Consider the following 25,387-nt stretch of genomic DNA (forward strand, 5'->3'; position numbering starts at 1 on the left):
CCCCGACCCGCGCGGGCTCAGACCCGCAGGCTGCCGTAGGACGCGAACACGGTGTCGCTCGGCACGATCTGCCGCCCGAGCGGCGTGAGCGTGATGGGGATGATCTTCAGCTCGGCGATCGCGAGCGGGATCCCGATGATCGTCACGGCCAGCGCGACGGCGCTCACGACGTGCCCGATCGCGAGCCAGATCCCCGCCACCACGATCCAGATCACGTTGCCGACGGCGGAGGCCGTCCCCGCCGTCGGGCGCTGCACCGCGGTGCGTCCGAACGGCCACAGCACGTACCCGGCGATGCGGAACGAGGCGATGCCCCACGGGATCGTGATCACCAGGACGAAGCAGATCAGGCCGGCGACGGCGTAGGCGAGCGCCAGCGGGAGGCCGGCGAGCACCAGCCAGATCACGTTGAGGACGAACCGCAGGAGTGCGCGCATGCGTCCATCCTGCCCGGTGCGTCCGACACCGAGGGTGGGCGCCGCCGTCGCCCTCGTCGGCTGTGGACGTGCACGAACCGGAACAGAACTGGAAACCCGCCGTCATCGCGCGGAAACCGCGCGTTCCTAGGTTGACGACGCGGCCACCCTGACCGGCCGCGCCTCGCCCCTTTCCTCCCTTGGAGCTGCCGTGAAGGCATCCGGTTCCGCACGCGCCCGTGCGCTCGCCGTCGTCCCCCTGCTCGCCGCCCTCGTCGTCCCGCTCGCGGCCCTGCCCGCGCAGGGCGCGCCACCCGACACGCCCCCGCCGCCCACGAGTGAGGAGGCGACGGCGCCGGCCCCGGGCGAGGTCGTCACCGCCGACTACTCCACCCTCCCCGACCCCACGGAGCGCGGCCCCTTCACGCCGGCCACGATCCAGGAGACGAAGCTCGGCCTCGTCGACCTGCAGGAGCCGGCCTCGGCCGGAAACGCCCCCACGCCGCGGACCGCGCAGAGCCCCGAGCGCATGCAGATCCGCGGCGCGCTCTACCACCCGCAGGACCGTACGCAGCCGTCGCCCGTGATCGTGCTCGTGCACGGCAACCACGGCTCGTGCGACACGGGGACGAACAGCGCGGACCTCACCTGCGCCGAGTTCAAGCGCAACGAGGCCGGGTACGCCTACCTCGGCGAGAACCTCGCGACCTGGGGCTACACCGTCTTCTCGGTGTCGCAGGACCAGCTGATGATGCGCCAGGACAACCCCAAGGGGAAGGGCATGCACCAGCGCCGCCTCCTCATCGCCGCGACGCTCGACGCCCTGACCGCGGCCAACGCCCCCGGCGGACTCCCGCTCGACGCGAACACCACGATCGGTGACACGCTCGCGGGCCGCCTCGACATGACGCGCATCGGCCTCATGGGCCACTCGCGCGGTGGCGACGCCGTCACCAGCTTCATCGACTACAACCGCATCCGCACCGACGGCCCGCGCTACCCCCTGCGCGGCGTCATCTCGCTCGCGCCGGTCGACTACGAGCGCAAGGCCCCCTACGGGACGCCGTACATGTCGATCCTGCCGTGGTGCGACGGCGACGTCTCCAACCTCCAGGGCGCCCGCTTCTTCGAGCGCGGCCAGTACGTCAACGGCACCGACCCCTTCCCGCTGATCCAGTCCTCGCAGCTCGGTGCGAACCACAACTGGTACAACACCGTCTGGTTCGCCGACGGCCAGGACGGCGGGAACGTCGCCGACGCGGCGTGCGGCAACTCCGCCCCCACGAACGGCAACAACGTCCAGCCGAACAACCTCCGCCTCTCGGGCGCCGCGAGCCTGGACCCCTGGTCCTACCTCATCGACAACTCCGACACCTTCAACCCGCTGGTCAACACGAAGATCTCTGGCGACCCCGCGCGGATGGGCGACCAGGAGAAGGTCGGCCTCGCCAGCATGGCCGCGTTCTTCCGACGCTACGTCGGTGGTGAGGGCGCGTTCGAGCCGTACATGACGGGTGAGCTGTCCACGACGGAGGACCACCTCCAGATCCCGGCCTCGGCCTGCCCCACGAGCGAGTCCGGTGCGCGGATCGACTGCGCCGAGCGCGTCTCGACGTCGTACTTCCCGGCGGGTGACGAGCGCGTCGACGTGATCCGGCCCGAGATCGAGAACCCGCTGACGCTCAACGCGCTGGGCGGCTCGCTCACCGGCACCGGATTCGCCTACCCCTACCTCGACAACGGCGGCGTCACGCTCCCGGCCGCCACCGCGCAGGGCTTCGACTGGTGCAACCCCGAGCCCGACCACTTCGCGCCGAGCCAGCTCGGGCTCCGCACGCAGCCGACCGCAGCCAAGGCCTGCCCGCTGCCGGGCAAGGCCGAGCTCGGCGGCCAGAACGGGATGCGCGAGAACTCCCCGTCAACCACTCCTACGGCCGCCAGCTCGCGCTCGCGTGGGAGGAGGGGGCGCCCGCCACCCTCACGGCCGACGTCCCGGCCGCCTCGGCCGACGTCAGCGGCCTGAAGGCGCTGGCGCTCGCGGCCGACGTCAACTACTTCGACCCGCGCAACCCCGGCTCGGTCCGCTTCGACGACTCCGGCACGCCACTCCCGGTCACCTACGACCCCGCCGCCACGAGCCAGGACTTCGTCATCGCGCTGACCGACACCGCCGGCACCGAGGGCACCGTGCTGGCCGGTGACGAGCGCTGGGGCAACGCGCTGCACATGTCCACGGGCACCCAGACCTCGCGCATGCACATCGTGCTCGAGCAGGTGCGCGTGCCGCTGGCCGAGTTCGCCGCCCAGGGCGTCGACCTCACCGCCATCGACAGCGTCGAGCTCCGCTTCGGCGCCGAGGGCACGCCGGCCTCCGGCTCGATCCAGCTCGCGGACGTCCGCTTCCAGGAGGCCGCGACCTCCGAGCCGCTGGTGCTGTCCGACGGCGTCGCGCCCGACCAGGGCGCCGGGTACGGCCCGCCGGCCACCGGTCCGGACCCGGCCACGTTCCTGGAGGACTACGACAACACCCCCGGCAGCGTCACGCTGGTGGACACCGTCGGCCAGGAGGCCTCCAACGTCTCGTGGGTGGTGGACGACGACCGGGTGCAGTGCCCGAACGCGTCCTTCACCTCGATCCAGGCGGCCGTCGACCACGCCTCGCCCTGGGACACGATCGTGGTGTGCGACGGCACCTACGTGGAGCGCTCAGCGCCGGTGAACGGGGCGGGCAACCCCGTCGCCACCGGGGCGCTCAACGGTCTGACGATCACCAAGCCGCTGCGCATCAAGGGTGCGGGTGCCGAGAAGGTCACGATCATGCCGGACCAGTCGCTGACGACGCTGGCGGGCGAGACGCCCTACCTGCGCGACGGCGGCGGGAACGTCGTGACGATCTCGCGCCAGTCGCTCGGGTCGACCGACACCAACGAGATGTTCGTCGACATCTCGGGCGTGACGGTGACCTCGGGCGACGTGTTCGCCGAGGCGGGCATCGCCTACCTGAACGCCGCCGGTCGGATCTCCGAGAGCGTCGTGGGTCCGCTGCGCACCGCCACCAGCCCCGAGGAGCTCGCCGCCCACCCGCACGGCTGGGGTGTCGTGCGCACCGGCAGCATCCAGGGCGCGGGCCCCGGCACGGTCGAGACCGAGCTGACCGTGACCGGCAGCCAGATCACGGGCTACCAGAGCGGCGGCGTGCTGATCGACGGCGGCTGGGGCACGGACGACTCCGTCACGACCGCCCAGACCTCCGGCATCCGCATCCACGGCTACGTCTCCGACACGGTCGTGACCGGCACCCGCAACGCCGCCTTCCCCCAGACCGGGGTCGCCTTCACGGGCGGCGCCGACGGCTTCGTCGAGGACAGCCGGGTCACCGGGCACTACTACCAGGCCGATCCGGCCCGCTCCTTCGGCGTGCTGCTGCGCGACGCGGGCACCGGTGCGCTCGCCGTGCGCGGCAGCGTCCTGGAGGGCAACGGGTTCTCGGTCTTCAACGCGGCGGGCGACGGCGCGGCGGTGCGCGAGGGCGCACCGGTCACCGTCTCGAGCAGCTACCTCGGCCGCGGGGCACTCGTGGTCGGTGGGCCCGCCAACCCGTCCCAGGGTCGCGAGGCGATCTCGGGCAACGACGGCGCCGGTGCCGCCTCGGTTCGCGTGCAGCAGCGGGTCACCACCCCGCCGTCGGGCGTGCCGACCACGGTGGGCGCGACGCCGGACGCCGCCCCGCGCGGCAGCGTCGTCGACCCGCTCGACGGACTCGTGATCGAGGCCGGCGAGACGGTGACACCGGTGGTGCGCGCGGCGGACGACCTCGCCGTCGCGAGCGTGACGCTGCTCGCGAACGGCGTGGAGGTCGGTTCCTCGCAGGTCTCGCCGTACACGTTCACCTGGACGGCGCAGGAGGCCGACAAGGGCACCGAGATCGTGCTCACGGCGAGGGTGACCGACTCGGCCGGGAACGTCACGACCACGGCGCCGGTCACCCTCGCGGTCGCCGACGACGCCCCGCCCGCGATCTCGTTCGTGGACGTGCCCGAGGGCACGATGTTCTACGACGAGATCTCGTGGCTGGCCCGGGCCGGGATCTCGACCGGTTGGGAGCTGCCCGACGGCACGCGGGAGTTCCGCCCCGTCACGCCGATCGCGCGTGACGCGATGGCCGCCTTCCTGTTCCGGATGCGCGCCCCGGCCGGCTACGTCGCCCCCGACGTCTCGCCGTTCGTCGACGTGCCCACGACGAGCCAGTTCTACCGCGAGATCGCCTGGCTGTCGGAGGCGGGCATCTCCACGGGCTGGGAGCGGGCCGACGGCACGCGGGAGTTCCGGCCGCTGGAGAACATCGCGCGCGACGCGATGGCGGCGTTCCTCTACCGGCTGGCCGACTCGCCGGAGGTCGACGTGCCGAGCGCGTCGCCGTTCGCCGACGTCGCGGTGGGCAACCAGTTCTTCACCGAGATCGCGTGGGTCGCGCAGAGCGGCGTGGCGACCGGGTGGCGGGGCAACGACGGGTCGGCGCCCGAGTACCGCCCGCTCAACCCGGTCAACCGCGACGCGATGGCGGCGTTCCTGTCACGGTTCGACCAGCTGCCGTGACCGGTGGGTGACGCACGCGTGAGTCACGTGTGATCGGCGGCGGGGTCGGGCGCGAGCCCGGCCCCGCCGTCGTCGCGTGGGGGTGGAGTCACCCGGCGCGAGAATGGCGGGGTGTCCGCGCCTCGCCCGACCCCCGCACCCACCACCAGCAGCCCCGCCACCCGCAGCACCCCCACCACCGCCCTGACCACCGGCGCGATCGCCGGCGGCTCGCTCCTGCTCGGCTTCGCCGCCGCCCAGGTGACGGGCCTGCGGTGGGCGGGCGCCGCCGTCGTGCTCGCGGGGGCGGTGTGGTGCGTGCTGCGCGAGCGCCGCCGGACCGCCGCGTGGCGGATCGGCGCGGTGCTGGCGATCGGGGTGGCCTGCTTCGTCGCGGCGCACCTGCTGAGCGACCCGCTCGGGCCGTGGGTCGCCGTCGCCCTCGTCAGCCTCGTGCTCGCGGGGACGACGACGGCGCTCGTCCGGGTCCCGAGGAACCGGACGAGCGCCGCGTAGGAGCTGCTGGGAGCCGCGCCGGGCTACAGCTCGACGGTCTCGTTGTCACCCGGGTCGGGCTGCTGGCCCCGCAGACGCTTGGTGGCCAGCTCGATCAGCGTGGCGACCTTGCCGGGGGAGTCCCAGTACTCGGCGCTCTCGCCCTCGATCACGACGGCGACCAGGCCGGGCGTGTCGATGCCCTGCGGGAACCACGCCTCGGCGGACGGGGTCCAGACCCGCTCGAGGTCGGCGCGGTCGCGCGAGGTGCGGGCGCTCCCGGTGACCGAGAGCCAGGATCCCTTGCCGGCGAACGAGGCGTTCACGCCGGGGTGGGCCTCGATCTCGGCGACGATGTCGGCGTCGCCGGCGGCGACGTACCAGAAGGCGCCGTCCTCGGTCGCCTCCTGCAGGGACAGGGGGCGGGAGCGCAGCGACCCGTCGGGGGCGTGCGTGGTGACCATCGTGATGTCGACGTCCTGGGCGATCTCCCGGACGGTGCGGCGGGCGTCAGCGTTCTCGTGAGTGCTCATGCTCCATTGAAGGCACTCCGGGCGGCGCTTGGCCAGGATCTCGTCGTCGGGATCAGCCCTCGGACCGGGGCTCAGACCACGCCGTAGAGGCGGTCGCCGGCGTCGCCGAGGCCCGGGACGATGTACCCCTTCTCGTTCAGCTTCTCGTCGATCGAGGCGGTGACGATGGTGACGTCGGCGCGGTCGCCGATCGCGTCCTCGACGGCCTTGAGGCCCTCGGGAGCGCACAGCAGCGTGATGCACGTGACGTGGCGCGCCCCGCGCTCGAACAGGTACTCGATGGCGGCGACGAGAGTGCCGCCCGTCGCGAGCATCGGGTCGAGCACGTAGCACTGGCGGCCGGCGAGGTCGTCGGGCAGGCGGTTGGCGTACGTGACCGCCTCGAAGGTCTCCTCGTTGCGCTGCAGACCGAGGAAGCCGACCTCCGCCGTCGGCAGCAGACGGGTCATGCCCTCGAGCATGCCGAGACCTGCGCGCAGGATCGGCACCACGATCGCGTTCGGGCTCGCCAGGTGGGTGCCGACGGCGGTCGCCACCGGCGTGGTGATCTCCACCTCCTCGACGGCGATCTCCCGCGTGGCCTCGTAGGCGAGCAGCGTCACCAGCTCCTCGGTGAGCTGACGGAAGGTCGGCGACGGCGTCCCCGTCTCCCGCAGCACGGTGAGCTTGTGGGCGACGAGCGGGTGGTTGGCCACGTGGACGCGCATACTGCCAGGTTAGTGGGTCGGCTCCTCCTGCCGGACGATGCGCAGGGGGCCCTCGTCCGCCGTCGGCGGCTCGAAGGTGTCGAGGTGCTCGCGGATCTGCTCCGGCGTGAGGGCGACGTCGTCCGCACCGGCGCCGCCGCGCCGCGCGAGGCGGCGCTCCAGCTCCGGCCGCGGGACCTCGAGGTAGACCGTCACGGGCTCGACGCCGGTGGTCCGGATCAGCGCGCGCCACTCCGCGCGCATCGCGCGCGTGCTGAACGTGAGGTCGAGCACGACGTCGCGTCCCCCTGCCACGAGGTCGGCGAGCCGTGTGCGCAGGTCGGCGTCGACCTCCGCCATGACGTCCGGGGGAGTGGTGAGGGGCGTGAGGCCACGCTCGTGGAGGGCCACGTCGAAGGAGAGTCGGACCGCGCCGTCGCGCTCGAGGGTGCGGGCGAAGGTCGACTTGCCGGAGCCGGAGGGGCCGCACATCATCACCACGCTCACCCGGCCATCATGGACGGGGAGGGGTCGGATCGCGAGGTGGCGGTCACGCCACGGCCCAGCGGGGGCGAGCGCCGGGGGCCGGCTCGCCCGCACAGGGCGTCCCGGCGTCACCGAGCCGGGTGCTCTCGCAGCCGACCCCGACGGTCACCCCCGCGGAACCGGGCGACCTAACAATCACGGAGCCTACGTTTGGGTCAACACAGGGTCAATGATGGGTTCGCTCAAGGCCATCCTGGACGGGGGGCCGATGCCGTCGGGCGCGCGCCGTAGGATCGGGCGCGTCCACGGCTCGACCGCAGCGACCGACCGCAGGGAGCACCCGATGGCCACCGCGCCCACCTCGTCCGCCACCACCGACGACGCCGGCGCCGCCGACGCCCCGGCCACCGCGGGGCCCTCCGCCATCACCGCCGAGCTCGTGGCCGACTCGGTATCCCCGGCGGGCGTGCGGCTCAGCACGATGGTCGTGACGGTGCCGCGCTCGGCGCTCGCGGAGCTCAACACGCACCGCGTCTTCTCGCGCAACTCTTCATCCTCCCGCGCCGTCCCGATCCAGCGGATGATCGACTACGTCGCCACCACGCCGTACGTGCCGCGCGCGTTCTCGCTGCACAAGCCGGGCATGAACGCGCACGAGTTCGTCGAGCCGGGCTCGGAGCGCTGGGACGAGGTGCTGCGCTGGTGGCTCGACAGCGCCGACCAGGCGCTCGAGCGGGCCCGCGAGGGCATCGCCCTCGGCCTGCACAAGCAGGACGTCAACCGCATCCTCGAGCCCTACCTGATGCACACGGTGGTCGTCTCCAGCACCGACTGGGACAACTTCTTCGAGCAGCGCCTCGCCACGGACGAGCAGGGTCAGCCGCTCGCCTACCTCCCCATCTACGACGCCGCGCTCGCCATGCGCGAGGCCCTCGCCGCCTCCACGCCGCGCGAGACGCCCGACGGCGCCTGGCACACCCCGTTCGTCACCGACGACGAGGCCGCCACGCTGGGGCCCGACGGCGCCCGCGCCGTCGCCGCCGCCCGCTGCGCCCGCGTCTCCTACTTCACCCCCACGGGCGACCGCGTGGTCGGCGCCGGCCCGTCGCTCGAGGCCGACCTGGCGCTCAGCGAGCGGCTCATCGAGCCCAGCCCCGGCACCGCGCCGCACATGTCGCCGTTCGAGCACGTCGCGACGCCGCAGGAGCCCGGCACCGGGAACTTCCGCGGGTGGCGGCAGTGGCGCGCGGAGATCGAGCAGCGGTGGCAGGTCCGGGCCTGAGCGGCGAGCGCGCGGCGTCCGACGCGCAGACGCCCGACGCGGTTGCGCGCGACGAGGCGGCGCCCGACGCGCCGACGCGCGAGCACGACGAGGCGATGGGCCTCGCCCTGGCCGAGGCCCGCGCCGCACTGGCGACGCAGGACGTGCCGGTCGGCGCCGTCGTGCTCGACGCGAGCGGCGCCGTCGTGGGCCGAGGCCGCAACCGCCGCGAGGCCGACGGCGACCCGGTGGCCCACGCCGAGATCCTCGCGATCCGCGAGGCGGCCGCTGCACTGGGGCAGTGGCGGCTCGAGGGTTGCACCCTCGTGGTGACGCTGGAGCCCTGCACGATGTGCGCGGGCGCGATGGTCCTGGCGCGCCTGCCGCACCTGGTGTTCGGCGCGTACGACCCGAAGGCGGGTGCGGCTGGCTCGGTCACCGACGTCGTGCGCGACCCGCGCCTCAACCACGCGGTCGACGTCGTCGGCGGCGTGCGAGCCCAGGAGTGCGGCGAGGAGCTGCGTGCGTTCTTCCGTGCCCGACGGCGCGCGCGTCCGCCTGCCGCCGCCCCGGTCACCCCAGCGAGCTGAGCACGAGCCCGGCCGCGCAGGCGAGGCACGCCAGCACCGGGACGGCGAACGCCCGGCGGAGCGCCACGACCCGCCCGTGCCGCTCGCTCTCCTCGACGACGTCGAGGCTCGCCGCCGAGAACGTCGTGAAGCCGCCCAGCACGCCCGTCGCCAGCACCGTGCGCACCTCGGGCGCCACCACGCCGCGCAGCGCGAGGCCGGCGATGACGCCGATGAGGAGGGACCCGAGCACGTTGATGCACGCGAGCGCGATCCCCGGGCGCAGGCGCGGCCCGACGGTGCGGTCCAGGGCGTAGCGCAGCATCGCCCCGACCCCGCCGGCGAGCGCCACCAGGGCGATCACACCGGCCCCGGTTCCGTGTCGAGAGCGGGGCGTGCGGAGTCGCGGTCGGCGACCGTGCGGTGTCCGGTCGCGCCGGCGACCTCGGACGTCTCGTGGGTGCCGTTCCCGGCGCGCGCGGGGATCTCGCCAGTCGAAGCGCCGGTGTCGGCGTCGTCGTCGCGCTCGTCGGGGTCGCTGCCGCGCCCGTCGCCGAGCCGCAGCCCCACCCGGGCCAGCGTGACACCACCCACCACGCTCAGGACGAGGTAGGCAGCAGCGAGGGCGACGTCCGCACCCGACCCCGTCCGCGCCGTCGTGACGGTGTCGAGCGCGTAGGCGGAGTAGGTGGTGAAGCCGCCGAGCACGCCGGTGCCGAGCAGGAGCCGCAGGCGTGCGGCGCGCGCGGGGAGGTGCGACCGGTGCGTGTGACCGCGCCGAGGCGGCCGACGAGCGCACCGAGGAGGAACGAGCCCAGGAGGTTGATGGCGAACGTGACGAGCAGCGCAGGCGCGGCCGGGGCGCCGGTGGCCGACGCCGGAGGGGCCAGCAGGCCCGCCGCGTACCGCACCGCGGTGCCGAGCACGCCGCCGAGCCCGACCAGGACGAATGCTGCCGCGGCCGGGGGCGCTCCGGCGTTCGACCTCGGCGCGGCCGTCACGACAGCCGGGCGAGCAGGTGCTCGAGGGCCTCGGTGGAGCCGGCGTTGAGCCGGAGGTCGGCGAGCTCGTCGCCCCGCGTCACACCCCGGTTGACGATGACGACGGGCTTGCCGTCGCGGGCCGCGCGCTTGACCAGGCGCAGTCCCGACTGCACGGCCAGCGAGGTGCCGACGGCGAGGAGCGCGTCCGCGTCGTCGACCATCGCGTAGGCGCGGGCCACACGATCCTTGGGGACGTTCTCGCCGAAGTAGACGATGTTCGGCTTGAGGATGCCGCCGCACCGCTCGCACGGTGCCGTGCGGAAGTGCGCGGTCCGCTCGATGACGGCGTCGGCGTCGGGCGCGATCTCGACGTCGCCGACCTCGGCGATCTCCTCGAGGAAGCCGGGATTGAGGTCGAGGAGGCGACGGTCCAGCTCCGCGCGCGAGATGACGGTCCCGCACGAGAGGCAGACGACCTCGTTGTAGTGGCCGTGCAGGTCGATGACCGCATGCGATCCCGCGACGGTGTGGAGCCGGTCGACGTTCTGGGTGATCACGCCGCTGACCACCCCGGCGCGCTCGAGCGCGGCGAGCGCGCGGTGGCCGTCGTTGGGGGAGGTGGCGACCATGTGGTGCCAGCCGACGTGGTTGCGGGCCCAGTAGTGGCGGCGGAACCCGGGGTCGCCGACGAACTGCTGGTAGGTCATGGGTGAGCGGGGGACGGCGTTCGGCCCGCGGTAGTCCGGGATGCCCGAGTCGGTCGAGATGCCCGCGCCCGTCAGGGTCACGACGCGGTGTCCGCGCAGGAGGTCGACGGCGGCGTCGAGCTCCGCCGTCGTGGCCGGCGGGCGCACGTCGGCGTACCCGGGCGCCCAGGTCGAGTGGAGCGGGCGCGGGGCCGAGGTGGGGATCGAGGGAGTGGTCATCGCACCTGGGGGAACGCTCGGGTCCGGGTCGGCATTCCGCGCCGGCGGCCGCGGGAGGGGCGTCGGTTTGGGCGCACGGCACGCTCATGGGTAGAGTGGCGCGGCCAGGTAGCGTGTCCGAGCGGCCTAAGGAGCACGCCTCGAAAGCGTGTGTGGGTGAAAGTCCACCGTGGGTTCAAATCCCACCGCTACCGCGCTGTGATGTCTCAGGACATCGGAGAACGTCGGGCCCCGCCGAGAGGCGGGGCCCGACGTGTTTCCGCCGCCCTCAGCCCCGCGCCCGCCCGAACAGGTGCAGCCCCAGCTCGTCGCTGAGGACCTCGCTCGCCACGCGTCCGCGCACGCTCGTGCCCTGCGCGTCCAGCGGCGGACTGATGACGGCGGCGCCCAGCTCGCCCGGCGCCGCGAGCACGAGTCCGCCCGAGACGCTCGACTTCGCTGGGACGCCCACGCGCCGCATCCAGCGCCCGGACCCGTCGTAGACGCCGCACGTGGCCATCACGGCGACCACGTCACGCGCCACGATCGGAGGCACCACGCGCTCACCGGTCACGGGGTTCACGCCGCCGCACGCGAGGGTCGCGCCCATCACCGCCAGCGCCCGGGCGTCCACGAGCACGGCGCAGGCGCGGGCGTAGGCGGCGACGGCGTCGTCCGCCCCGACGTCCAGCGTCCCCTCGGCGCGCATCAGGTGGGCGAGGGCGTGGTTGCGGTCGCCGAGCAGGTGCTCGCTGGCGGCGACGTCGTCGTCGACCTCCAGCTCCCGCCCGGCGAACGCCGAGAGCCCGGCGAGGATCCGCGCGGACCGGGCGTCGGCGTCGTCGCCGTCCACGAGCGCCGCCGTCAGGAGCGCGCCGGCGTTGACCATGGGGTTGGGCGGCCGGCCGGTGCCGCTCTCGAGCTTGATCGCGTCGAACGCCTCACCGGTCGGCTCGATCCCGATGAGGTCCATCGCCTCGCCGTCCGTGTCCAGGAGCGCGATCGCGAACAGGAACGGCTTGACCGCCGACTGGATGCTGACGGCGACGTCGGCCTGCGCGCTCCCGCGCACCGTGCCGCCGGGCAGGGCGAGCGCGAGGGCCGTGAGGTCGGGATCGGCTTCCGCGAGCTGCGGGATGCTGGTGCTCACCTCGCCGTCGCGCGAGCTCAGGACGCGCTCGCGGAGGGCATCGAGGTCGAACGAGCGGGCGGCGTCGGAGGCGGCGTCGGCGTCGGCGTCGGGGGAGTGCACCCACCCACTGTGCCAGGACCCACCGGGCGTCCGGCGCCCGGGGACGACGAACGCCCGCGGGGCGGCCCGAGCAGGCCGCCCCACAGGCGTCGAGGAGGTGGTGTCAGCCGACGTTGCCCATCCCGGGCATCTCGGTGATCTGGTCGGCCGGCGGGGCCTCGATCGTGACGTCGTCGCCGAAGTTGCTCAGCACGATCTCGGTGCTCGTGGCCTGACCACCGACCTCCATCTCCATGAGGGTCTTGACCGGGCGGCCCTCGCCGTCGAGCCAGATGTCGTAGGTGATCGCGTCCGGCAGGCCGGCGGTGCCCATGTCGGTGCCCATGCCCGAGGCCATCGCGGTCGTGTCGACGGTCACGGAGTAGCGGTCGGCGGGGGCGCCGTTGACGTCCTCCTCGCCCACCAGGTCGGCGCCGGTGATGGCGTCGGCGAGCAGACGCATCTGGGCGACGGGGTCGCTGGACTGGGCACCAGCGGCGCCGGCCATCGCCGGGTCCATCTCGGCCCACATGTTCTGGGTCATCTCGCCCATGTTCATGTACGTGACGCCGTCGACCATCCGCATCTGCAGCGACTGGCCCATCATGTCCATCGTCATCTCGGTGGACGGCGGCGTCGTGGTGTAGTCGAGGACGCCGTTGCTGGTGGTCTGCTGACCCATCAGGTCCATCGTCATCGAGAACGACGCCGTCGTGAGGTCCTCGAGACCCTGCGCGTAGGCGTCCAGGAAGTCGGAGGGGTCACCGGTCGCCTCGGAGCCGGCGTCCTGCGAGACGTCGTCGGAGGCGGTGTCGTCGGACGAGGCGCTCTCCGACGGCGAGCTCGAGGCCTCGGAGGAGGTCGTCTCGGGGGCCGCGGCCTCGTCCGAGTCGGACCCGCACGCGGCGAGACCGAGGCTCAGGGCAGATGCGGCGGCGATCGTCAACAGGGTGCGTGAAGTTCTCATACCCCGAACGTAACCGAGCGCGCGCGGCGCCGGGGAAACGATTCACGCAGCGGTCGTCAGTACTGCCAGAACGCCGCGAGGAACGTGAGGAGGAAGACGAAGTACGCGACGATGACCGCCACGAGGACGTACCCGATCCACAGCGCCGCGACGGCGAAGCCGCGGCCGGTCTGCTGCGGGTTGCTCCGGAGCTGCCCCAGGGCGATGTGCCCGCACACGATCCCGGCGACGGCCGAGAGCCCCGTCACGAGGCCCGCCAACGAGCAGATGAACGCGATGAGCGCGAGCTGGTTCTGCACCGGGTAGGGCTGGGTCGCGTACGGCGAGGGGCCGTAGGGCGAGGCCTGGAAGGGCGACGCCTGGTACGGCGAGGCCGAGGGGGCGTGCGGCGGCCCCGACGGCGAGCCGTACGCGGGTGCGTCCTGGACGGACGGCGGGGCGTCGTGCGACGAGCCGCCCCGGTAGGAGCCGTCCTGGTACGAGCCGTCCTGGTCCGGGCGGTAGGGGTTGCTCACGGGGAACCTCGCTCAGGCGGCGTCGGGGGCGTCGTTCTCGGTCGGGAGTCGGCATCCTTCCAGACCCACGAGGGGAGTGGCGGGATCGAGAGTGGAGGTCGCCGGGTCGTTCATGGCCTCGTAGCCGTCGCCCAGCACGAGGTCGATCACCGCGTCGGTGCGGGCGGGGTCGAACAGGATCTCGGTGTTCGGGAAGAGTGCGGCGAGCGTGTACGCCTGCGAGACCCCGCCGTTCCCGGTGACGATGAGTGTCGACCCGGGGTAGGTGCCGCCCGCGTAGTTCGCCGTCGTGCCGATCAGCACGCCCACGCCCGAGATGGACTGTGTGACGGCGCCGGCCAGGCCGCGCGCGCCGTGCCGTTGTACACGTTGGCGGTGATCTGGTCGTAGGTGACCGGGAGGGCGCCCTCGGCCGGGCAGGGGGTGAACTGGGCCGCCTCCTCCTGCGCCTCGAGGTCCGTGAACTCCGAGGTCACGGGCGAGGGCAGGATCCCGAGGTGGACGCCGAGCCCGGCCAGTCCGGCGCCGACCAGGAGTACGGACAGGGTGCCGAAGACGATGGTCTGGCGCTGGAGCAGGTGCCGTCGCCGTAGCGCCCGGCCGGTGCGCGCCGGAGCCTGGTCCTGGGTGGGCGTGGTGGTCACGACGTCACCGTAGTCGAGGTGGTGGTGCGGGCCGCGCCGCCGTCCGTCGCGGTCATCAGCCGAGCTCCAGGACGCGTGCGTGGATGCTGGTGCGCTGCTGCAGCGCCGACCGCAGGGCTCGCTGCAGGCCGTCCTCGAGGTAGAGCTCGCCGCGCCAGCCGACCACGTGCGCGAACAGGTCGCCGTAGAAGGTCGAGTCCTCCGCGAGCAGGACGCGCAGGTCGAGCTGGGTCCGCACGGTCGTGAGCTGGTCCAGGCGCAGCTGCCGGGGCGGCAGGTGGGACCAGTCGCGGGTGCTGACGAGGCCGTGGTCGGGATACGGCTTGCTCTCGCCGACGGCCTTGAAGATCACCCCGGCAGCCTACCGAGCCTCGTCGGGCGAGGACGGGCCGTGGGCCTGCGGGGACGTGGAGGTTTCGCGAAGGTGGTGCTCACGTCCGGCGGCGTCGTCGGCGACGGCGTCGGACCCGTCCTCCCCGTCGGCGTCGCGGGTCGGGTCCCACCCGGGCACGCGCACGAAGCGCGAGACCAGCGTGCCGATCATCAGCAGGGCCGCGGGGTAGATCGACAGGTAGACGCGGAAGGTGGTGGCCGGGTCCTCGCCCGGGTCGGCGCCGCTGCGGTAGCCGAAGACCACCGTGAGGGAGGCGAGGGCGCCCGCGACGATGAGCCCGTTGAGCCGCCCGAGCACCCCGAAGGCCGACAGGAAGATGCCCTCGCGGTGCACGCCGTGGCGGCGCGCGTCGTCGTCGAGCACGCGCGCCATGATGAGGTCGTTCGTCGCCAGCACGCCGGAGTAGCCGACGGCGATGCACAGGCCCGCGAGCACGGCCGTCAGCAGCGAGTCGGCCAGGTAGATGGGCAGGAAGGCGACGGCGGCGATCGGCAGCGCCGTCTTCCACACCCGCTCGGCGCCGAACCGGCGCACGGCCCTGGCCCACAGGGCCAGCATCCCGATCGCGCCCACGACGACGGCGACCTGGAGGATCGTGGCGTCCACGCCGTCGCCCCCGAGGGTGTAGCGCACGTACAGCTGGAGGCCGTTGAGGACGATCGCGATCGCCGAGCCGTAGCAGGCGTTCACGACGCCGATCGTCCAGAAGTAGCGGTTCGTCACGATCTGCTTGATCGAGGTGAGGAACGCGGGCCGCTCCTCGCCGGAGATGCGCGGGTTCTCGCGCACCCCGAACGCCATGTAGAGGATGACGCCGACGCCGAGGATCGCGAAGATGACCGCCAGGCGGGAGTAGCCGATCGTGGGGTCGTCGCAGGTGGCGGAGTCGACGGGGCAGCCCAGCACGTTCTGCGCCAGGATCGGCGTGAGGCCGAGCGCGAGGATCATCGCCACGAGCTGCGCGCCCTGGCGGATCCCGTTCGCGTTCGCGCGGACACGCTCGGCCGGGAAGAGCTCGGGCAGCAGGGCGCCGTAGTTGGCGTTGATCACCGAGTCGGCCATCTCGCTCAGGATCGCGAAGGTCGCGAACCAGATGACGAGCGCGGTGGCGGACGCGGCGACCGGACCGGGCACGGAGAACAGGGCGATCGTTCCGCCCAGCAGCACCAGCGAGCCGACGACGAGGTACGGCTTGCGGCGGCCCCAGCGCGAGCGGGTGCGGTCGGAGAGGTAGCCGAAGACCGGGTTGTCGATCGCGTCGAGGATCCCGTAGACGGCGTAGACCGCCGCGTAGATCGCGGCGTCCATCCCGAGGAGGTCGACGTAGAAGTACAGCATCGAGCCCTTGATCAGGTTGATCGGGATCGAGGTGCCGAACATGCCGACGCCGTAGCGCAGCGGGGTGGTGCGGCGGGGTGGCGTGGAGGGGGTGGTGCTCGTGGTCAGGAGAGTCCTCCGGGTGAGGGCGCGCTGGGGGTGGTGCGGCGGGCCGCGGGGGCCTCTGCGATCAGCCGCTGGGCGTGTAGGTGATGCCGGTGTCGCGCTTCGCCGAACCCGACCAGAAATCGCTCGTGATCTCGAGGCGGAAGCGGTGGATGGTGTTCCGGTCGGCCGGCACCGGTGCCCTGTCGGTGGCGATCCGGAACCTGCCGTCCGAGCCCGCCACGAGGTCACGGACACCGCCGTTCGTGACGAGAAGCGACTCGCCCAGTGCGTCGCAGTAACCCGCCGGGTTGACCTCGACATCGCTGCTGGCCCCGCTGATGCACTCGGCGCGGAACGTCACGGTCGTCGCGTCGGTTCCGGACAACCCGAAGGTCAGGACGCCGTCGATGAGCGCGACGTCGCGGAACCCAGGAACCACCTCGATCGTCCGCGTCTCGGGGAGGCGGTTCGCTGCGGTGGAGGTGACCGTGTAGGTGCCGGCGGTCGTGACGAGGTTCGCGGGCAGGGTGAGGGTGACGCCCTCGCCGAGCGGGACCGCTGCCGCACCGCACGCCCCGGGCAGGCTCGGGAACTCGCACCGGCCGTCCTCGGCCGGGCGGATCTCGGTGGTCACCTCCTGTCCCGGCCCCGCGATCGTCACGACGAGGTCGTCGAGCTGGCTGTCCTGGGCAGTCACCGAGAGCTCCAGGGCGTCCCCGGCACGGCCCTCCGCGGGCACGACGATCTCGTCGGCGCCGAACGAGGGGATGGGCGCCGGGATGACGGTGATCGTGCGCGTCGTCGGCAGCCGATTCGCCGCCGTCAGGCTCATCTCGTACACACCTGGCGCGAGGTCGGTCAATCTGATGGTGCCGGCGGTGCCGACCGGGATCAGTGCGACCTTGCAGTCGCGGAGCGTCGCCCCGAGGAGGCACTCGAGGCGAGGATCGACCGCGTCGTCGGGCAGCGGCAGGGTCGACGCGGGCGCCGTCGGGCCGTCGGCGGCCGCTGTCCTCGCCGTTGCGCGGTTGCTCGCGGCAGCGGCACCGTTTTCCGCCGGACCGGTGAGGGCGATGTCGAGGTCCTCGATGTCGGTACCCGTCGGCACCACCCTGACGGACTGCGGCTGTCCGGCGACGAACGTCTCGGGCAGCTCGATCTCCGAGTCCGCGAAGGGCGGCGGCTCGACGGGGGCGGTTTCGCCGTCGTCCGTGTCGTCCCCGCCGGGGTCCGCCGGAGGAGTGGTGGGTGCCTCCTCGGCACCCTGGTCGTCCTCCCTCGACGGAGCCGACGGCTCCTGCGTCGGTGCAGGCGGTGCAGGCGGTGCAGGCTCGGGCTCCGGCTCGACCGGCGGCTCGACCGTCGGGGGCGTCGCCGTCGGCAGGTCCGACGGCGTCAGCGGCGCGCTCGGCACCGGGAGCGGCGCCCGCGCCGCCGCACGCCCACCCGGGTCGACGACGGCCGGTCCGGCCCGCCCCGCGGGGCCGCCCGGATCGGCGGGATCCGCCGTGGGGAGGTCGGTCGGCGCCGGTGTCGGCGCGGCCGGCGGCACAGGTGCGCCGCCGTCGTCGTCCACCGTGCTCTGGCCCGCCGACGCCGCACCCGCCTGCGCGTCGCCGTCGCCCGGGTCGCTCAGGGTGAACGCGGCGGTGATGGCCACGACCGCGACGGTCGCCACCGCGGCCGAACCCGCGACGAGCCCACCCTTCGCCGCGCCGTCGCCACCACGCCCCCGATCCCGAGGAACGCGAGGAAGCCGCCGGCGGTCAGTGCCGCGAGGGCGCCGGGCGCGAGCGCCGAGGCCGCCGCGCTCCGTGCGGTGAGCAGGAACGCGTACTGCGACTCGCAGTCCTCGCACGAGCGGCGGTGGTTGCGCACCACCACCTCGTGCTCCGACGACGTCGAGAGCGCCGTGTCGACCATGAGGGCGCGCACCGCGGCGCAGCGCTCGTCGTCCGTCGGGAGCACGTGCGAGCGGACGTAGCGGTCGCGGAACGCGCGCCGCGCGCGGTAGAGCATCGCCGAGCACGCGTTCGAGCTGATCCCGAGCTCGCCCGAGATCTCCGACAGCGACCGGCCCTCGATGTGGCTCTTGACCAGGATGCTCCGGGCGGACGCGGGCATCGCGGCCAGCACCTGGCGCACGAGGATGCGCTGCTCGTGCCGCTCCGAGCGCGACTGCCCGGGCATCTCGTCCGGCTCGGGCAGCTCGGTCTCGCGCCCACGCTTGCGCAGCAGGTCGATGCACAGGTGGCGCACGGTCGAGTCGAAGTAGGACTCGTACCGCCGCGGCGCACCATCGCCGTCGGTCGGCACCCGCAGCATGCGCACCAGCGCGTCCTGCACCACGTCCTCGACGTCCGCCTCCGCCAGCCGGAACGACCGCGCGATCGCGGTGCCACGACGGCGCAGCGTGCGGTACCGGTCCAGGTCGACCGCGGGTGCGGGCGCGCCGGAGGGCGGGCTCGACGGCGCGGGCGGCGTGGACATGGGCTGCGGACTTCCTGGGCGGGACCTGTGCGGTTGCGCGCAGTCTACGACGCGGTCGGCCCCCCGTCAGGGGCCTGGGCGGTCGCGGTGGACCCGCCGCTCAACCGCGTCCACAGGAACGTGTAGGCCAGCGCCTGCATGTGGGCGGCCTGCGCGTTCGTCGCCGCGCCACCGTGACCGCCCTCGATGTTCTCGTAGGAGGTCACGTCCTTGCCCGCGGCGATCATCCGCGCGGCGAGCTTGCGCGCGTGGCCGGGGTGGACGCGGTCGTCCTTCGTCGAGGTCGTGAACAGCACCGGCGGGTAGGTGCGTCCGGCGTCGAACAGGTGGTACGGCGAGAACGTCCGCAGCGCCGCGAGCTCCTCCGGGACCTCCGGATCGCCGTACTCCGCGACCCAGGACGCCCCCGCGAGCAGCAGGTGGTAGCGCTCCATGTCCAGGAGGGGGACCTGGACCACGACGGCGCCGAACAGCTCCGGGTACTGCGTCAGCATGTTGCCCGTCAGCAGACCGCCGTTCGACCCGCCCTGCACGCCGAGGCGCTCGTGGGAGGTGATGCCGCGGGCCACGAGGTCGCGCGCGACGGCGGCGAGGTCCTCGTACGCGCGGTGGCGCTCACCCTTCAGCGCCGCCTGGTGCCAGGCCGGTCCGTACTCGCCGCCGCCGCGGATGTTCGCGACGACGTAGACCCCGCCCCGGGCGAGCCACGCCCGGCCGAGGCCGCCCGAGTAGCCCGGCGTCAGCGAGATCTCGAAGCCGCCGTAGGCGTACAGGAGGGTCGGCGCGGTCCCGTCGAGGGCGAGGTCCGCGCGGCGGACCAGGAAGTACGGCACTCGCGTGCCGTCCTGCGACGTCGCGAAGTGCTGCTCGGCCACGAGGCCCTCGCTGTCGAAGAACGCCGGCGCCGCCTTGAGCGCCTCGGCCGAGACCTCGGCACCCTCGGCGTCGAGCTGCACGAGCGACAGGGTGGTCGGCGTGAGGTAGCCGGTCGCCGTCATCCACAGGGCGTCGCCCAGCTCGCCCTCGTCGTCGCCGTCGACGGCGGCCACGCCCACCGTGCCGATCGCGGGGGCGGCGGTGAAGGGGCGACGGCGCCACGCGGCACCCGGGACGGTCGCGTCCGCCGGGGGCGTGAGCACCTCGAGGCGGTTCTTCACGTCGTCGAGCACGTTGAGGACCAGGTGGTGGCGCGTCCAGGACAGTCCAGCCAGCGACGTCGACGGCGTGGGGGCCACCAGCGTCGTGAACTCGCGCGCCCCCGCGCGGAAGGCCTCGAAGTCGATCGCGAGCAGGGAACCCGCGGCGTGCACCGCGCCGCCGACCTCCCAGTCGTCGCGGAGCTCGACCATCAGCCACTCGCGGTGGACCCCCGCCTCGGCCGAGGCGGGGACGTCGACGAGCTCGAGCTCGCCGTCGGGCCGCACGAGGTGCAGCTCGTCGGTGTAGAAGGTCGTGGCCCGCGAGACCCAGTCGCGCTCGAAACCGGGCGTGCGGTCGTGGTGCGCAGAGATGTAGAGGTCCGTGACCTCGCCCTCGTAGACCAGCTCGGCCTGCTCCAGGCTCTGCCCGCGGCGCAGGCGGCGCGCGCGGCGCGGATACCCGGAGGAGGTCGGCTCGCCGTCGGCCGCGGACTGGGCGAACACGGTGTCGGCGTCGATCCAGCCGAGGCTGCCCTTGGACTCGGCGCGGAAGAACCCGCCGTCCTGCGGCGCGATGAACTGCTTGCTGGTGAGGTCGAACTCGCGCGTGACGTCGGCGTCGCTGCCGCCGTGCGAGAGGTCGACGAGCGCGCGGGTGAACGCGAGCGGACCGGTGCGCAGCACGCGCGCGCCGTGCCAGACCCAGTCCTCGCCCTCGGCCTCGTTGAGCGCGTCGACGTCGAGCAGCAGCTCCCACTCCGGGGTCTCGGTGCGGTAGCTCTCGAGCGTGGTGCGGCGCCAGAGGCCGCGCTCGTGCTCGGCGTCGACCCACACGTTGTAGAGGTGGTCGCCCGCGCGTCCGACGCCCGGGATCTTGTCGGTGGAGTCGAGGACCTCGAGGATCGCCGCCTTCGTCTGCGTGAACCGGCGGGTGCCCGTCAGCGCCCCCTCGGCGTGCGCGTTGCGCTCGCGGACCCACGCCAGCGCCTCCTCGCCCTCGACGTCCTCGAGCCAGAGGAACTCGTCGGGGGTGGGGGTGGGGTGCTCGGTGGTGGCGTGCTCGGTCGGCTGCGCGGCGGTGCCGGTGGCGTCACTCGTCATGCCCCCGACCCTACGACCCGACCCGAGCGGCCTCGGAACAGCCGCTGGCGCCACCCGGCCCAGGAGCCACGCGCTCGCGCCGCCCTCGGGCATGGCGCCCGACGCCGAGAACGCTCTCTGCTGCTCCTCGCAGCATCACGAGCAGCACAGAGCGTTCTCGGCGAGGCGCGGTGGTGGTGAGAACGGCCGGTGCTGCGGGGCAGGCGGCCTGGCCGCCGGGGCCGGCGCGGCCGGGTCGGCCCCGGCCCGGTCAGTCGCCGTTCGGGTGCGAGGGGACCGTCGCGGTGAGCAGCGAGCCGTCCTCGCGGAGCGAGCCCTCGATGTCGCGCACGCTGGGGCGTCCGGTGCGCTGCTCGATGCGCGTCACCGGCACTCGCGTCACACCTCCGCGCCCGACGGCGACCTCCGCGCCCTGCACCACGAGCGTCAGCTCCGGCGCGTCGCCCGTCTCCAGCTCGAAGAGCATCTCCTCGGGCAGCACGGTGACCTTCACACGGCTCCCCCGAGCGTGAGCCGGTACGTCAGCGACTCCCAGTCCGCCGGGAGGCGGGGGTCGAACGTCCACGACCCGCGGTAGTCGCGCATCCCGCCGAAACCGCTGACCAGCGCGTTCCACACCCCGCCGAGCGAGGCCACGTGGACCCCGGCGTCGGCGTTGCGGTGCAGGTCTGCGAGGTCCACGTAGACGGCGGAGGTGAAGTACCCCTCCGCGAGCTCGCCGTAGCCGACCTCGGCCGCGATGATCGACTGCACCACGGCCGAGAGCGTCGAGTCGCCGGTCGTCAGCGGGTCGTAGTACTCGAAGTTCGCGAGCTTCTCCTCCAGCGTGAACTCGTCGCCCTGCAGGAACAGCGCCAGCACGACGTCGGCCTGCTTCAGCACCTGGTGGCGGTAGATCACCAGCGGGTGGTAGTTCAGCAGCAGCGGCCGCTTGTCCGGCGGGGTGTTCGCGAGGTCCCAGATCTCCTTGGACAGGAAGTCGTCGTCCTGCGGGTGGATCCCGAGGTTGTCGTCGAACGGCACGTGCATGCCCTCGGCCACGCGCGACAGCTCGTCGATCTCCGCCTCGTCCAGCTCGAGGCGTGTCAGTACGCGGGCGTACGCCTCGCCGTCGCGCTCCTGCAGCGCCCGCAGGTGCCGGACGGCGGAGCGCAGGTTCGCGCGCGCCATCACGTTCGTGAACAGGTTGTCGTTCACGACGGCGGTGTACTCGTCCGGCCCCGTCACCCCGTGGATGTGGAACACCTCGCCGGCACCGGCCGTCTCGCGCCAGAACCCGAGGTCGGCCCAGAGCCGCGCCGTCTCGACCAGGATGTCGATCGCCTCGCGCCCGAGGAACGCGGTGTCGCCCGTGGCCGTGACGTACTGCGTCAGGGCGTGGGAGATGTCGGCGTCGATGTGGTACTGCGCCGTGCCGGCCGCGTAGTAGGCCGAGGCCTCCTCGCCGTTGATGGTGCGCCACGGGTAGAGCGCCCCGTGCTGGTTCAGCTCCTTCGCGCGGGCGCGCGCGTGGTCGAGCATCGTGTGGCGGAACCGCAGCGCGTTGCGGGCGAAGGACGGTGAGGTGTACGTGAGGAACGGCAGCACGTAGATCTCGGTGTCCCAGAAGTAGTGCCCGTCGTAGCCCGAGCCCGTCACACCCTTCGCCGGGATGCCCGCACCCTCCGCGCGCGCCGACGCCTGGATGAGCTGGAACAGGTTCCAGCGCACGGCCTGCTGCAGCGCCGCGTTGGCCTCGCCGCCGATCTCGACGTCGCTGCGCGCCCAGAAGTCGTCGAGCCACGCGCGCTGCTCCTGCAGGACCGGCTCGATGCCGGTGTCGCGCACGCGGTCCAGCGTGCGGCGGCAGCGGTCCACGAGCTCGACCGCGGGAACGCCGCGCGAGGTGTGGTAGCTGACGACCTTGGTGATGCGCGTCGTCGTGCCCCGCGTCCCGGAGATGCGGAAGACGTGCTTGGCGAGGTCGTCCTCGACCGAGGTGAGCTCCTCGTGGGCGTCCGTGGTCTCGATCGAGTGGTCGGCGGCGACGGCGAGCGTCATGCCCGACGTCGCGACGCGGTACCCGAGGACGGTGCGGCCGTCGCCCTCCCACGCCACCGAGGGCTGCAGCACGCGACCCGAGAGGTTCGCGGCCCGGCGCGGGTCGAACCCGGACCCCATGGCGGCGTCCTTGACGTGGTACTCGTCCTGCCCGTCCTGGCGGTTGAGGAGCTGGCAGGAGACGGCGATCGGGGCGTCGGCGTCGAGCAGCGTGATCTCGTAGTCCATGACCGCGAGGTGGCGCTCGGCGAGGCTCACCATGCGGCGGCTGCGCAGGTGCACGCGCTTGCCCGACGGCGTGCGCCAGACCAGCTCGCGCGTCAGCACCCCGCTGCGGAAGTCGAGCGAGCGCTCGTACTCCTCGAGGTCGGCGACGCTCAGCAGCAGCGGCTCGTCGTCGACGTACAGGCGCATGATCTTCGCGTCCGGCGCGTTGACGATGGTCTGGCCGACCTTCGCGAACCCGAACGCCTCCTCGGCGTGCCGGATCGGCCAGGTCTCGTGGAAGCCGTTGATGAAGGTGCCGTGCGCGTAGGAGTCGCGGCCCTCCTCGACGTTCCCGCGCAGTCCGAGGTAGCCGTTGCCCACCGAGAACAGCGTCTCCGTGGTGCCGAGGTCGGCGGCCTCGTAGCGCCGCTCGCGCAGCGCCCAGGGATCGACCGGGAACCGCGAGCGGTCGAGCGGGTCGCCCGTGACCGGACCCCTCACGCGAGGGAGCCGCTCTGGACGAGGTCGCCGAGGTCGTCCACGACGGCGTCGGCACCATTCGCGATGAGGTCGTCCCGCCCCGCGCCGCGGTCGACGCCGAGCACGAGGCCGAAGTCGCCGGCACGGCCTGCGGCGACGCCGGAGGTCGCGTCCTCCACGACGACCGCGCGGTCCGCGCTCACCCCGAGCTGCGCCGCGGCGTCGAGATAGGTGTCGGGCGCGGGCTTCCCGGCGATGCCGCGCTCGGCCGCCACCTGTCCGTCGACGACCACCGCGAACCGGTCGATCAGCCCCGCGGCGGTCAGCACCGCGCGGGCGTTGCGGGAGGAGGACACGACGGCGACGGCGACGGCATCGTCCCCCGTGCGCGCCGCGAGCGCGTCCAGGAAGGCGACGGAGCCGGGGTAGGGGGCCACGCCGTCGTCGTCGAGGACCGAGGTGAAGACGGCGTTCTTGCGGTTGCCGAGACCGCACACGGACTCGGTCTCGGGCGCGTCGGTCGGGTCACCCTCGGGCAGGACGATGCCGCGCGAGGCGAGGAGCGATCGGACGCCGTCGTAGCGCGGCTTCCCGTCGATGTGGTCGAAGTAGTCCTGGTCGGTGTACGGGGCGGCGCCCCGCTGGGCGAGGTAGGCCTCGAAGAGGCGGGCCCAGGCGAGCTGGTGGACCTCGGCGGTCGGCGTCAGCACGCCGTCGAGGTCGAACAGGACGGCGTCAAGCGGATCGAAACGGCTCACGGTTTCCTTCGAGGGCGTCGGATCGGGGCGTATCGAGCCTATCGGCGCGGCGGCCCGCCCGACCACGGGCGTGCCCCCTGTGCCAGAGTGGACGTGACGCGCTAGCGAAGGGAGCGTCGTGACCCAGCAGCCCCGGGCCGCCCTCGTCTACAACCCCGTGAAGATCGACCTCCCGCGCGTCCGCCGCGCGCTCGAGACGCTCGAGGCGGAGCTCGGGTACGGCGAGACCCTCCTGCTCGAGACCTCGGTGGAGGACCCCGGCCAGGGCCCGGCGCGCGAGGCGCTGGAGGCGGGGGTCGACGTCGTGATCGCCGCCGGGGGTGACGGCACCGTGCGCGCCGTGGCCGAGGCGCTGCGCGGGTCCGGAACGTCGCTGGGTCTCCTGCCCTCCGGCACCGGCAACCTGCTCGCGCGCAACCTCGGGCTCGGGCTCGCCGACGTCACGCGCGCCCTGCGCATCGCGCTCACCGGCACCGACCGCGCGATCGACGCAGCCGTGATGGAGCTGCGCGCGGCCGACGGCGGGTCGAGCGAGCACACGTTCGTCGTCATGGCCGGCATGGGTCTGGACGCCCGCATGCTCTCGGAGACCGACGACGACCTCAAGAAGCGCGCCGGCTGGCTCGCCTACGTCCAGGCCATCGTGCGCGTGGTCAAGGACCCCAACGTGCTGCGGTTCTCCTTCCGGCTCGACGACAACGAGCCGCGCCGAGTCAAGGCCCACACGATCATCGTCGGCAACTGCGGCACCCTGCCCGCCAACATCCTGCTGCTCCCCGACGCGGCGGTGGACGACGGCGTGCTCGACATCGTGGTGCTGCGCCCCGAGACGGCGCTGGGCTGGGTGCAGGCGCTGACGAAGATCATCTGGGAGAACGGCATCGTGCGGCGGCTGCCCCGGGGCGATCGCGCGCCGCGGGCGAAGGTCGACGCGCTCGTCTACTCCACCGGCACCGACCTCGACCTGCGCCTGACCGAGCCGGCCGACGTCGAGCTCGACGGCGACCCCTTCGGTCGGGCGGTCGGGTTCCGGGTGCGGGTCGACCCCGGGTCCCTGCTGGTGCGCGTGCCCGAGTGAGCCGGCCCC

24 protein-coding genes, 1 tRNA gene and 1 pseudogene are annotated in these 25,387 nt (G+C 73.2%); 7 read left to right on the top strand and 19 right to left on the bottom strand.

Annotation, left to right across the window (positions count from 1 at the left end; genetic code table 11):
• Positions 1-17: 17 nt before the first annotated feature.
• Positions 18-437, bottom strand: a complete 420-nt coding sequence (locus QQK22_RS00330) for a YccF domain-containing protein (protein WP_431310114.1) — start codon at positions 435-437, stop codon at positions 18-20.
• Positions 438-627: 190 nt separating this feature from the next.
• Between QQK22_RS00330 and QQK22_RS00335 the strand changes: the two genes are divergently transcribed.
• The 3 genes from QQK22_RS00335 to QQK22_RS00345 all read left to right on the top strand — a co-directional run bounded on the left by QQK22_RS00335 (position 628) and on the right by QQK22_RS00345 (position 5,507).
• Positions 628-2,439, top strand: coding sequence for an alpha/beta hydrolase (locus QQK22_RS00335; protein ID WP_284248513.1), 1,812 nt, complete (start codon positions 628-630; stop codon positions 2,437-2,439).
• Positions 2,440-3,347: 908 nt separating this feature from the next.
• Entirely contained in the window at positions 3,348-5,012 is a 1,665-nt protein-coding gene (locus tag QQK22_RS00340; protein ID WP_284252449.1) for an Ig-like domain-containing protein, read from the top strand.
• Positions 5,013-5,123: 111 nt separating this feature from the next.
• A complete protein-coding gene (locus QQK22_RS00345) occupies positions 5,124-5,507 on the top strand; it encodes a hypothetical protein (protein WP_284248515.1) in 384 nt (127 codons plus the stop codon).
• 23 nt (positions 5,508-5,530) lie between these two features.
• Here the strand turns inward: QQK22_RS00345 and QQK22_RS00350 are convergent, their stop codons facing one another.
• The 3 genes from QQK22_RS00350 to QQK22_RS00360 all read right to left on the bottom strand — a co-directional run bounded on the left by QQK22_RS00350 (position 5,531) and on the right by QQK22_RS00360 (position 7,212).
• A complete protein-coding gene (locus QQK22_RS00350; RefSeq protein ID WP_284248517.1) occupies positions 5,531-6,019 on the bottom strand; it encodes a pyridoxamine 5'-phosphate oxidase family protein in 489 nt (162 codons plus the stop codon).
• Positions 6,020-6,090: 71 nt separating this feature from the next.
• A complete protein-coding gene (gene upp, locus QQK22_RS00355; protein WP_284248519.1) occupies positions 6,091-6,726 on the bottom strand; it encodes a uracil phosphoribosyltransferase in 636 nt (211 codons plus the stop codon).
• A gap of 9 nt (positions 6,727-6,735) precedes the next feature.
• Complete coding sequence (locus tag QQK22_RS00360; protein WP_284248521.1) at positions 6,736-7,212, bottom strand: P-loop nucleotide/nucleoside kinase family protein; 477 nt, start codon at positions 7,210-7,212, stop codon at positions 6,736-6,738.
• Between the two features lie 322 nt (positions 7,213-7,534).
• Here QQK22_RS00360 and QQK22_RS00365 point away from each other — a divergent pair, with 322 nt between their 5' ends.
• On the top strand, positions 7,535-8,473 hold the full coding sequence (locus tag QQK22_RS00365; protein ID WP_284248523.1) for a hypothetical protein: 939 nt from the start codon (positions 7,535-7,537) through the stop codon (positions 8,471-8,473).
• On the top strand, positions 8,455-9,042 hold the full coding sequence (gene tadA, locus QQK22_RS00370) for a tRNA adenosine(34) deaminase TadA (RefSeq protein ID WP_284248524.1): 588 nt from the start codon (positions 8,455-8,457) through the stop codon (positions 9,040-9,042). The genes QQK22_RS00365 and tadA overlap by 19 nt, the downstream gene beginning before the upstream one ends.
• Here the strand turns inward: tadA and QQK22_RS00375 are convergent.
• From QQK22_RS00375 to QQK22_RS00385, 3 genes are all read right to left on the bottom strand, one after another.
• The gene (locus QQK22_RS00375) at positions 9,026-9,385 is read right to left on the bottom strand and encodes a fluoride efflux transporter FluC (protein WP_284248525.1); all 360 of its coding nucleotides are present in this window, start codon (positions 9,383-9,385) and stop codon (positions 9,026-9,028) included. The two genes, tadA and QQK22_RS00375, sit on opposite strands and share 17 nt — an antisense overlap.
• A complete protein-coding gene (locus QQK22_RS00380) occupies positions 9,382-9,729 on the bottom strand; it encodes a fluoride efflux transporter FluC (protein WP_284248526.1) in 348 nt (115 codons plus the stop codon). Before QQK22_RS00380 ends, QQK22_RS00375 begins: the two co-directional genes overlap by 4 nt.
• A gap of 289 nt (positions 9,730-10,018) precedes the next feature.
• Positions 10,019-10,930, bottom strand: a complete 912-nt coding sequence (locus QQK22_RS00385; RefSeq protein ID WP_284248527.1) for an NAD-dependent protein deacetylase — start codon at positions 10,928-10,930, stop codon at positions 10,019-10,021.
• A 107-nt stretch (positions 10,931-11,037) separates the two neighbouring features.
• On the opposite strand from QQK22_RS00385, the gene QQK22_RS00390 reads away from it, so the two are divergent.
• Positions 11,038-11,124, top strand: a tRNA-Ser gene (locus tag QQK22_RS00390).
• A 74-nt stretch (positions 11,125-11,198) separates the two neighbouring features.
• Here QQK22_RS00390 and glsA read toward each other — a convergent pair.
• The 12 genes and pseudogenes from glsA to QQK22_RS00450 form a co-directional block, all read right to left on the bottom strand.
• Positions 11,199-12,161, bottom strand: a complete 963-nt coding sequence (gene glsA, locus QQK22_RS00395; RefSeq protein WP_284248528.1) for a glutaminase A — start codon at positions 12,159-12,161, stop codon at positions 11,199-11,201.
• A gap of 103 nt (positions 12,162-12,264) precedes the next feature.
• Positions 12,265-13,107, bottom strand: a complete 843-nt coding sequence (locus QQK22_RS00400; RefSeq protein ID WP_284248530.1) for an SCO4651 family lipoprotein — start codon at positions 13,105-13,107, stop codon at positions 12,265-12,267.
• A 56-nt stretch (positions 13,108-13,163) separates the two neighbouring features.
• Positions 13,164-13,622, bottom strand: coding sequence for a DUF4190 domain-containing protein (locus QQK22_RS00405; protein ID WP_284248532.1), 459 nt, complete (start codon positions 13,620-13,622; stop codon positions 13,164-13,166).
• Positions 13,623-13,634: 12 nt separating this feature from the next.
• Positions 13,635-13,931 carry a LytR C-terminal domain-containing protein gene (locus tag QQK22_RS00410; RefSeq protein WP_284248534.1) on the bottom strand — a complete coding sequence of 99 codons (297 nt, stop codon included), beginning with the start codon at positions 13,929-13,931 and terminating at the stop codon, positions 13,635-13,637.
• Positions 13,919-14,266, bottom strand: coding sequence for a hypothetical protein (locus QQK22_RS00415; RefSeq protein ID WP_284248536.1), 348 nt, complete (start codon positions 14,264-14,266; stop codon positions 13,919-13,921). The genes QQK22_RS00410 and QQK22_RS00415 overlap by 13 nt, the downstream gene beginning before the upstream one ends.
• Positions 14,267-14,321: 55 nt before the next feature.
• The gene (locus QQK22_RS00420; protein WP_284248537.1) at positions 14,322-14,618 is read right to left on the bottom strand and encodes a type II toxin-antitoxin system VapB family antitoxin; all 297 of its coding nucleotides are present in this window, start codon (positions 14,616-14,618) and stop codon (positions 14,322-14,324) included.
• A 9-nt stretch (positions 14,619-14,627) separates the two neighbouring features.
• Complete coding sequence (locus QQK22_RS00425; protein ID WP_284248539.1) at positions 14,628-16,040, bottom strand: MFS transporter; 1,413 nt, start codon at positions 16,038-16,040, stop codon at positions 14,628-14,630.
• Between the two features lie 127 nt (positions 16,041-16,167).
• On the bottom strand, positions 16,168-17,745 hold the full coding sequence (locus tag QQK22_RS00430; RefSeq protein WP_284248540.1) for a hypothetical protein: 1,578 nt from the start codon (positions 17,743-17,745) through the stop codon (positions 16,168-16,170).
• On the bottom strand, positions 17,718-18,575 hold the full coding sequence (locus tag QQK22_RS00435) for an RNA polymerase sigma factor (RefSeq protein WP_284248542.1): 858 nt from the start codon (positions 18,573-18,575) through the stop codon (positions 17,718-17,720). Before QQK22_RS00435 ends, QQK22_RS00430 begins: the two co-directional genes overlap by 28 nt.
• Before the next feature lie 44 nt (positions 18,576-18,619).
• The gene (locus tag QQK22_RS00440) at positions 18,620-20,815 is read right to left on the bottom strand and encodes a prolyl oligopeptidase family serine peptidase (RefSeq protein WP_284248544.1); all 2,196 of its coding nucleotides are present in this window, start codon (positions 20,813-20,815) and stop codon (positions 18,620-18,622) included.
• Between the two features lie 250 nt (positions 20,816-21,065).
• Positions 21,066-23,563, bottom strand: a pseudogene (locus QQK22_RS00445) (glycoside hydrolase family 65 protein).
• Positions 23,560-24,300 carry an HAD family hydrolase gene (locus QQK22_RS00450; RefSeq protein WP_284248546.1) on the bottom strand — a complete coding sequence of 247 codons (741 nt, stop codon included), beginning with the start codon at positions 24,298-24,300 and terminating at the stop codon, positions 23,560-23,562. The pseudogene QQK22_RS00445 and the gene QQK22_RS00450 overlap by 4 nt, the downstream one beginning before the upstream one ends.
• A 118-nt stretch (positions 24,301-24,418) precedes the next feature.
• Here QQK22_RS00450 and QQK22_RS00455 point away from each other — a divergent pair, with 118 nt between their 5' ends.
• Positions 24,419-25,378: a diacylglycerol/lipid kinase family protein gene (locus QQK22_RS00455; RefSeq protein ID WP_284248548.1), complete on the top strand. Its 960-nt coding sequence runs from the start codon at positions 24,419-24,421 to the stop codon at positions 25,376-25,378.
• The last annotated feature ends 9 nt before the right edge of the window (positions 25,379-25,387 follow it).

This window comes from Litorihabitans aurantiacus (genome assembly GCF_030161595.1).
Classification (GTDB): Bacteria; Actinomycetota; Actinomycetes; order Actinomycetales; family Beutenbergiaceae; genus Litorihabitans; species Litorihabitans aurantiacus.